Annotated in this window: 6 protein-coding genes; 4 read left to right on the forward strand and 2 right to left on the reverse strand. The window is 70.9% G+C overall.

The genetic code is table 11. The annotated features are described in order from the left end of the window. Positions 1-303 precede the first annotated feature (303 nt). From ACFE67_RS12675 to ACFE67_RS12685, 3 genes are all read left to right on the forward strand, one after another. Positions 304-1,416 carry a semialdehyde dehydrogenase gene (locus ACFE67_RS12675; protein WP_375407240.1) on the forward strand — a complete coding sequence of 371 codons (1,113 nt, stop codon included), beginning with the start codon at positions 304-306 and terminating at the stop codon, positions 1,414-1,416. Then, positions 1,413-2,708, forward strand: a complete 1,296-nt coding sequence (locus ACFE67_RS12680; RefSeq protein ID WP_375407241.1) for an NAD(P)/FAD-dependent oxidoreductase — start codon at positions 1,413-1,415, stop codon at positions 2,706-2,708. The genes ACFE67_RS12675 and ACFE67_RS12680 overlap by 4 nt, the downstream gene beginning before the upstream one ends. Before the next feature lie 201 nt (positions 2,709-2,909). Then, positions 2,910-5,180 carry a transglycosylase domain-containing protein gene (locus ACFE67_RS12685; protein WP_375407242.1) on the forward strand — a complete coding sequence of 757 codons (2,271 nt, stop codon included), beginning with the start codon at positions 2,910-2,912 and terminating at the stop codon, positions 5,178-5,180. Between the two features lie 127 nt (positions 5,181-5,307). On the opposite strand, the gene ACFE67_RS12690 is transcribed toward ACFE67_RS12685, so the two are convergent. Beyond that, positions 5,308-5,550: a hypothetical protein gene (locus tag ACFE67_RS12690; protein ID WP_375407243.1), complete on the reverse strand. Its 243-nt coding sequence runs from the start codon at positions 5,548-5,550 to the stop codon at positions 5,308-5,310. A gap of 17 nt (positions 5,551-5,567) precedes the next feature. Here ACFE67_RS12690 and ACFE67_RS12695 point away from each other — a divergent pair, with 17 nt between their 5' ends. Next, a complete protein-coding gene (locus ACFE67_RS12695; protein WP_375407244.1) occupies positions 5,568-6,356 on the forward strand; it encodes an LLM class flavin-dependent oxidoreductase in 789 nt (262 codons plus the stop codon). 72 nt (positions 6,357-6,428) lie between these two features. Here ACFE67_RS12695 and ACFE67_RS12700 read toward each other — a convergent pair. After that, on the reverse strand, positions 6,429-8,167 hold a 1,739-nt coding region (locus ACFE67_RS12700; RefSeq protein ID WP_375407245.1), incomplete at its 5' end, for an ATP-dependent Clp protease ATP-binding subunit.

Genomic DNA, 8,167 nt, shown 5'->3' on the forward strand with positions numbered 1-8,167 from the left:
TCGTGTGCACGGAGTAACGGATGTGACTGCGCTGCTGATCAGGCAGTTCTCACATACGTAGGGTTCTGGTCCGGCTTGCGCCCCCCATCCGGGTGTGCAAGTGGGGCTTGCGGAGGCCCCCACGCCCCCCGATATGGTGACGCCAGTCGCCGACGACCCCCCGGTCGGGAGTCACCCGGACAGGGGCAGGCGGCGCACGTTCTAGCCGGACGTCGGGGGGTGTCCGAGCGCTCTTTCGCGCACCCTCCACGCTCGGATCGCACCGCCCTGCCCTGCATCCGTCCCGAGCTCGGAGCCCTGACCATGAGTACCTCGCCCTCCCCGCGCGGCCGCTTCGCCTTCCTCATCCACCCGAGGACCGACCCGTCCGAGGATCTCGCTCTCGTGCACCCGCTGCTCGGGCTGCTCCCGGGCCGCGCGGTCGAGTCGGCGATGCGTCGCCTCCCGCTGAAGCCGTGGGTGCACTCGACCATCACCGCGAGCGATCGCCCGGGGGAGGTGCTCGGCGACGTGATCGGGCTGCCGCTGACGCCGACGATGCTGCTCGGCGACGACCGGGCGATGATCGGCAGACGGATCGATCAGGCGATCGATCTCGCGGTGTCCCGCGGCGCGACGATCCTCGGTCTCGGCGCGCTGACCGCGCCGGCGACCGCCGGCGGTGCCAAGCTGCGCCGCCGCACCGACATCGGGGTGACGAACGGCAACGCCTACACCGCGGCCGTCACCGCGACTGCCGTGGAGCGGATCGCGGAGGGGATGCCGTCCCGTCCCGTCGTCGCGCTGGTCGGGGCCAACGGCTCCGTCGGCACCGCCGTCGCCCGCCTCCTCGGCCGCTCCGCAGCGGTGGACGAGATGGTGCTCGTCGGCCGCACCCCGGCCGCGCTGGCGGCGCTCGCCGGCGACCTCGGAGCGACCTGGTCGACCGACATGGCCGCCTGCCGGCGTGCCGACATCGTCGTGCTGATGACCTCGGCGGCGGGCGCGGTGCTCGGCTCCGAGCACCTGAGGCTCGGCGCCACCGTGCTCGATGACACGCAGCCGCGGAACAGCAGCCCGACCCTCGCCACAGAGCGGCCCGACGTCACGATCCTCGACGGTGGCGTCGTCGCGACCCCCGGCCTCCACCGGACCGGCTTCAGCATCGGGCTCGACGCCCGCGCGTCGTTCGCCTGCCTTGCGGAGAGCTCCCTCCTGGCCCTCGCCGACCACCGCGGGCACGGCACGATCGGCCGGCCGTCGCTCGAGCAGGTCGACCGGGTGCAGTCGCTCGCACAGCGCTTCGACCACCTCGGTTTCGGCCTCGCCGAGCCGACGTCGTTCGGGCTGCCCGCACCGGTGCCCGGCTGGACGACTCCGTCCCGCCGCCAGACCACCGGTCCGACGCGGCGGTTCCCGAACGGAGCGGTCGCATGAGGATCGTCATCCTGGGCGGCGGCTACTCCTCCGTCTGGTGCTACCGCGCGATCCGCAGGCGGATGGGCGATACCGCCCGCATCACGGTGATCGCGCCGTTCACCGAGCACGTCTTCCACGGCTTCACCGGCGAGGTGCTGGTCGGCGAGCTCACGCCCGAGCTGCAGGCGAGCCCGCTGGAGGAGTGCCTGCCCCGGGCAGAGCGGATCCGCGGCTGGGCGACCGCCGTCGACAGTGAGGCCCGGACCGTGCAGGTGGAGTGGCAGGGCGAGACCCAGGTGGTCGAGTACGACCAGCTCGTGGTCGCCACCGGCGCGCACGACCGCACGGACCAGGTCCCGGGGCTGTCCGAGCACGGCTGGCCGCTGCGGTTCCCCGGCCAGCTGGAGGCGCTGCTCGAGCACCTGGCCTGGGTCGACGAGCAGGTTCCCGCCGATGCGGAGGACGCACGGAGGCGCACGACGATGGTCGTCGTCGGCGCCGGGTTCGCGGGCACCGAGGTCGCGGCGGCGCTCGGTCGCCGCTACGGCGACTCGCGGCGGGTCGTGCTGGTGTCCGGCAGCCGCACGGTCGTCCCGGTGTGGCAGGACCAGGCGTGGTTACAGGCCCGGCTCTCCCGCAACCTCGACGAGGCCGGGGTGGAGCTGCTCGCCGAGACCCGCGTCGCCTCGGCCGACGAGCACGGCGTGGTGCTCGCCGACGGCACGAGGATCGAGGCGGCCACGGTCGTGGCGGCGCTCGGCAACTCGGTGCCGGTGATCCCGGGGCTCGAGCGGTTCCAGGAGGCGGACGGCCTGCTAGCCGTGGACGATTGCCTCCAGGTCACCGACGGCATCTGGAGCGCCGGTGACGCGGCAGCGGTCCGCCGCCGTGGCGACCGGGTGCCGAAGGAGGCGCTCTGGGCGATCCGCGCCGGCACGACCGTCGGTCGCAACATCGCGAGGGCCTCGAAGCGGGCGCAGCCCCGGCGGTTCGGCTTCCGAGGGCTGGGGACGGTCGCGTCGTTCGCGCCGGGGCACGCCGTCGCGTCGCTGTGGGGCGTCCCGGTGCCGGAGCTGCTCGGCTGGGTGATGCGGGCTGGGATCTTCCTCTGGTACGTCCCGTCACGCCGCACCGCGTTCGACATCGTGCGGTGGGTCCTCGGCCGCAAGCGCGCCGCGCCGGTCCCGGCCCGCGCCTCCGCCCGCCCCGCGCTGGTCGGCCTCGACGGCGGTCTGCTCCGCACCGACCGCCTCCGCGAGCCCGCGCAGCCGCAGCCGGTCGAGCAGCCGCGCCGCGCCGCCGGCGCCTGACCGAACCCTCCGTTTTGTAGGCAGGTTCTGCCTACAAAACGGAGAGTCCTCGGGTGAGGTGCTCGGTCGGGCTGCGTGTCGCCCTGATCACCCCTGGAACCCAGGGTCCCTTCAGACCGCAAGGCAACGATCCGGACACGCGTCCAGCGCGTCCCGGCCATGCACGCGGCGACCGCGTCCGCGACCTCTTACGATGCCCTGGTGTCCGTGACCCAGGCCGCTCTCCGAGCAGGAGGCAAGCTCTCCGCACTGCTCGCGTTCTTCGCGGTGGCGGCCATCGCCGGCACGCTCATCGCGTGCCTCGTCACCCCGGCGGTGGCGATCGCCGGCAGCGCGACGAAGCAGCAGATCACCACCTTCCAGAGCCTGCCCGGCAACCTCGACATCACCCCGCTGGATCAGAAGGCGCGCATCTACGCGAAGTCGGGCAAGAAGCAGGTCCTGCTCGCCTCCTTCTTCAGCCAGAACCGCGACATCGTCAAGTGGGAGGACGTTCCGCAGACGGTGAAGAACGCGACCCTGGCCGCGGAGGACGTCCGCTTCTACCAGCACGGCCCGATCGACCCGAACGGCATCGCCCGGGCGCTCGTCTCGAACCTGCAGGATAAAGAGATCCAGGGCGCGTCGACCATCAGCCAGCAGTACGTGAAGAACGTCTGCGTGCAGCAGGCGGAGGCCATACCGGTCTCGAACGACACCGAGAAGACAGCCGCCAAGGCCGCCTACACAAAGTGCATCGACAAGTCGTACAACCGGAAGATCCGCGAGATGCGGCTCGCGATCGGTCTCGAGAAGAAGTACTCGAAGAACGAGATCCTGCTCGGCTACCTGAACATCGCCGGATTCGGCGGCCGCACCTACGGCATCGAGGCCGCGAGCCAGTACTACTACGACAAGTCCGCGAAGGACCTCACCATCGGTCAGGCTGCGACGCTGATCTCGATCGTGAACAACCCGGAGGTGTTCCGCCTCGACAGGAAGGAGAACCTCGCGGGTGCGGAGGGGCGCCGCAACTACGTCCTGCGGGTCGAGCGCGACCACGGCATGATCACGCAGGCCGAGTATCAGAAGTACTCGACCGAGAAGGTCGAGACCAAGCTCACCCCGCCGTCGACGGGCTGCCAGACAGCCGGTTCGGCCGGGTTCTTCTGCCGCTACGTGGAGAACACGATCCTCACCAGCAAGCAGTTCGGCAAGGACCCCGCCGAGCGGCTCGCCAACCTGAACACCAAGGGCTGGAAGATCTACACGACGCTGGATCTCAGCCTGCAGAACCAAGCCCAGAAAGCGGTCAACTACTACGTGCCGCAGACGCCGGGTGGCGCCGACGTCGGTGCGGCGTCGGTGTCGCTCCAGGTCGGCACCGGGCGTGTGCTCACGATGGTGCAGAACAAGGTCTTCAAGCCGAACGGTGCGAAGAATCGCACGAAGTACTCGGCGGTCAACTACAACGTGAACGAGCAGCTGGGCGCCGGTGCGGGATTCCAGCCCGGCTCCACGTTCAAGGCGTTCACGATGATCGGCTGGCTGAAGAGCGGTCACTCGATGAACCAGACCGTGAACGGGAACGCGAGGACGATCCCGAACTCGAACTTCACCGCCTGCGAAGCGCCGTACAGCGGAGGAGCAGCGTGGGAGCTCCACAACGACGACAACGAGAAGGGCAACTACACCGTCCAGGCGGGTACGGCCCGATCGATCAACGGGGTCTTCGCCTCCCTCGCGCAGGAGCAGGACCTGTGCGACCTGCGCGACATCGCCCAGTCGATGGGGGTCACCGATGCGCTCCGCGGGCAGCAGCTGCAGGTCAAGCCCACGATGGCGATCGGCGTCGCGAGCTCGATCGCGCCGCTGAACATGGCGACCGGCTACTCGACCATCGCGAACCAGGGCGTGCGTTGCACGGCCATCGGCATCGACAAGGTCGTCGACGGTGACGGCAAGTCGATCCCCATCCCCGGAGCGAACTGCAAGCGCGTCCAGGACAAGCAGCTGATGATCGCGGCCGGCTACGACCTGCACAACCCGACAGTCGGGGGCGGCACCATGGCGATCGACCAGCTCTACGACGGCAAGTACGTGTTCGGCAAGACCGGCACGACCGACGACGCGAAGGACACCTGGACGATGGGGTCGACCACCAAGGTCACCACCGCGGTCTGGGTCGGCAATGTCACCGGCAGGGCGAACCTCCGGCTGGTCTATGCGCCGCACGGCTGCAACGCCGGTTCGCAGTTCGCGGTCATGCGGCACTGCATCTTCCAGGCCGTCCAACGCACGATGAACAACAAGTACGGCGGGGCCTCCTCCTGGCCGTACCCGCAGGCCCAGTACGTGAGCGGCGGCAAGGCGATCACGCACGCCGACGCGGAGCCGAAGCAGACCGAGAAGCCGAAGAGCCCGAAGAAGGACGGCGGCGACACCAAGCCCACGACGAAGCCGACCCCGGACGCGACCACGAAGCCGCAGTGATCCGGCAGCAGGCTCAGCTCCGGGTGTAGCCGTCCGGGTCGACGACCCGGAGGGAGCGCCGAAGCGCTCGTCGAGGATCACCGAGTCGAAGCCGCCGGTGCGGAGCCCCTGCTCGGCGCAGCACAGATCAGCGGTTGCGGCGCCTGGTGACCAGCGTCGTGACCGCGGACCCGACGGCGAGGCAGCCGATCGCGATGAGCGCCAGCGACCACCAGGGCGGGCCGACGGCGAACGGGTGCGCCGTGCTGCTGAGCGGCGAGTATGCGGTCCAGCCGAAGGAGGCGGGACGTCGGTCGGTCGAGAACCACAGACCGATCCCGGCGGTCACGACGCCGGCGACGGTCACCAGGGCGAGGACGATACGGTGCACCCGTTCACAATGGACCCATGCGGACTGAGGTGTCGATCGGGGTGCCGGGCGCGGTCGGGCCGGAGGCGGTACGCGTGCTCGCGCCGAGGATCGAGGCGGCGGGGTTCGCGGGGCTCTGGCTGAACGACGGCTCGGCCGAGGATCCGCTGCTCGGACTCGCGGCCGCGGCGGAGGTGACGACCCGGCTTCGCCTGGCGACCGGCGTCGTCCCCGTCGACCGCCGGCCCCCGCCCGAGCTGTTCGCCGATCTGCAGCGCAGCGGCGTGCCGGAGGCGCGGCTGACGCTCGGCATCGGCTCGGGTCGGCTCCGCCACGGGGCGGTCGACGCCGTCGCGAGTGCCGTCGGCTGGCTTCGGGAGATGACGTCGGTCGCGGTGGTGGTCGGCGCGCTGGGGCCCAGGATGCGACGCATGGGTGCCGAGCAGTCCGACGGGCTGCTGCTCAGCTGGCTCACTCCCGACGTCGCCGCCGCACAGGCTGCGGAGGCCCGTGCGCAGGGGGAGCCGTCGCAGGGCGAGCAGCCGCGGATCTCGCTCTACGCCCGCGCGATCGTCGATGAGGCGGCCCGCCCGATGCTCGAGCGGGAGGCGGCGCAGTACGCGTCCTACCCGGCCTACGCCGCGAACTTCACGCGGCTCGGGATCGCCGCGATCGACACCACATTGCCGCGCGCCGGAGGCGACCTCGCGGCGGGTGTCGCCGCCTACGACTCGGTCGACGAGCTGGTCCTCCGCGCGATCACGCCGACGGGATCGCTCGATGAGCTGCTCGCGTTCGTGGATCGGGCGAGCGCGCTGCTCGAGTAGTGGACGGGTCGTGTTCACGGATCAGGGGATTCGGTGGCGCGAAGCGCCCCGAATCCCCTGATCCGTGAACACTTACGCCGCGAGCGGGACCGCGGCCGTCTCCAGCGACGCGGCGAGCGACCCGCCGTCGACGCGGACGCGGAGCGTGTCGCCGGCGGTCGGTTCCGTCGTGACCAGCAGGTCAGCGATCCGGTCCTCGACCTCGCGCTGGATCAGCCGACGCAGCGGGCGGGCGCCGTACTCGGGCTCGTAGCCGTGCTCGGCGATCCACGAGACCGCCTCCTCCGTCACTCCCAGCACGATGTCGTGCACCGCCAGCCGGGCCGCCGTGGCGGTCAGCATCAGGCGCACGATCGCATGGATCTGCTGCGGCTCCAGCTTGCGGAACAGCACGACCTCGTCGATCCGGTTCAGGAACTCGGGGCGCATCGCCTCCCGCAGCCTGCCCATCACGCGGTCCCTGAGGGCCTTGTCCGAGCCGAAGCCCGACCCCTCCTCCGACTGCTGGATGAAGCCCAGCGCGCCGCTGCGCGACGCGAGGAACTCGCTGCCGATGTTCGACGTCATGATCAGCACCGTGTTGCGGAAGTCGACCGTGCGGCCCTGGCCGTCGGTCAGGCGACCGTCGTCGAGCACCTGCAGCAGCAGGTTGAACACGTCGGGGTGCGCCTTCTCGATCTCGTCGAGCAGGATCACGGAGTACGGGTTCCGGCGCACGCGCTCGGTCAGCTGGCCGGCCTCGTCGTAGCCGACGTACCCGGGAGGGGCACCGATCAGCCGGCTCACGGTGTGCCGCTCGCCGAACTCGCTCATGTCGAAGCGCTGCACGGCGCTCTCGTCACCGAACAGGCTCGCCGCGAGCGCCTTGGCCAGCTCCGTCTTGCCCACGCCGGTCGGGCCGAGGAACAGGAAGCTCCCGGTCGGGCGGTCGGGGTCGCCCATCCCCGTCCTGCTCCGCCTGACCGCCTTCGCGATCGACGCCACGGCGGCGTCCTGGCCGATGACGCGCTCGTACAGCTCGGTCTCGAGCTTCGCGAGCCGGGAGCGGTCCGCCTCGGTGAGACGCGCCACCGGGATGCCGGTCAGCCGTGCGATGACGCCCGCGATCTCGGCCTCGTCGACGACGGCGGCCTCGTCGGGCGTCGACGCCCCTCCCCTCAGCCGTGCCTGCACGGCCTCGATCTCGTCCCGGAGGTGGGACGCCTCCTCGTAGCGCTCGGCCGCGACAGCGCGGGACTTGTCCGCCTCCAGCTCGCCGATCCGCGCCTGCAGGGCGGGTACGTCGATGCGCACGCCGAGTGCGAGGCGGCGGCGGGCGCCGGCCTGGTCGATCAGGTCGATCGCCTTGTCGGGCAGGAACCGGTCGGTCACGTAGCGGTGCGACAGCTCGACCGCTGCCCGCACGGCGGCCTCCGTGAAGCGCACCCCGTGGTGCTCCTCGTACCGCGACTTGAGGCCGTCGAGGATCCGGACCGCGTCCTCGACGGAGGGTTCGGCGACCGTCACGGGCTGGAAGCGGCGCTCGAGCGCGGCGTCCTTCTCGATCCGCCGGTACTCCTTCAGCGTCGTCGCGCCGATCAAGTGCAGGTCGCCGCGCGCCAGGCGCGGCTTCAGCACGTTCGCCGCGTCCATGCCGCCCTCACCGCCGGCACCGGCGCCGATCACCGTGTGGATCTCGTCGAGGAAGACCAGCAGCTCGTCCGTGTGCTCGGCGATCTCCGCCACGACCTTCGTGATCCGCTCCTCGAAGTCGCCTCGGAACCGGGTGCCCGCGACCATGCCGGGCAGGTCGAGCGAGACGACGCGCTTGC

Origin of the sequence: uncultured Amnibacterium sp., assembly GCF_964244015.1 — a bacterium.
In the GTDB taxonomy this organism is placed as follows: domain Bacteria; phylum Actinomycetota; class Actinomycetes; order Actinomycetales; family Microbacteriaceae; genus Amnibacterium.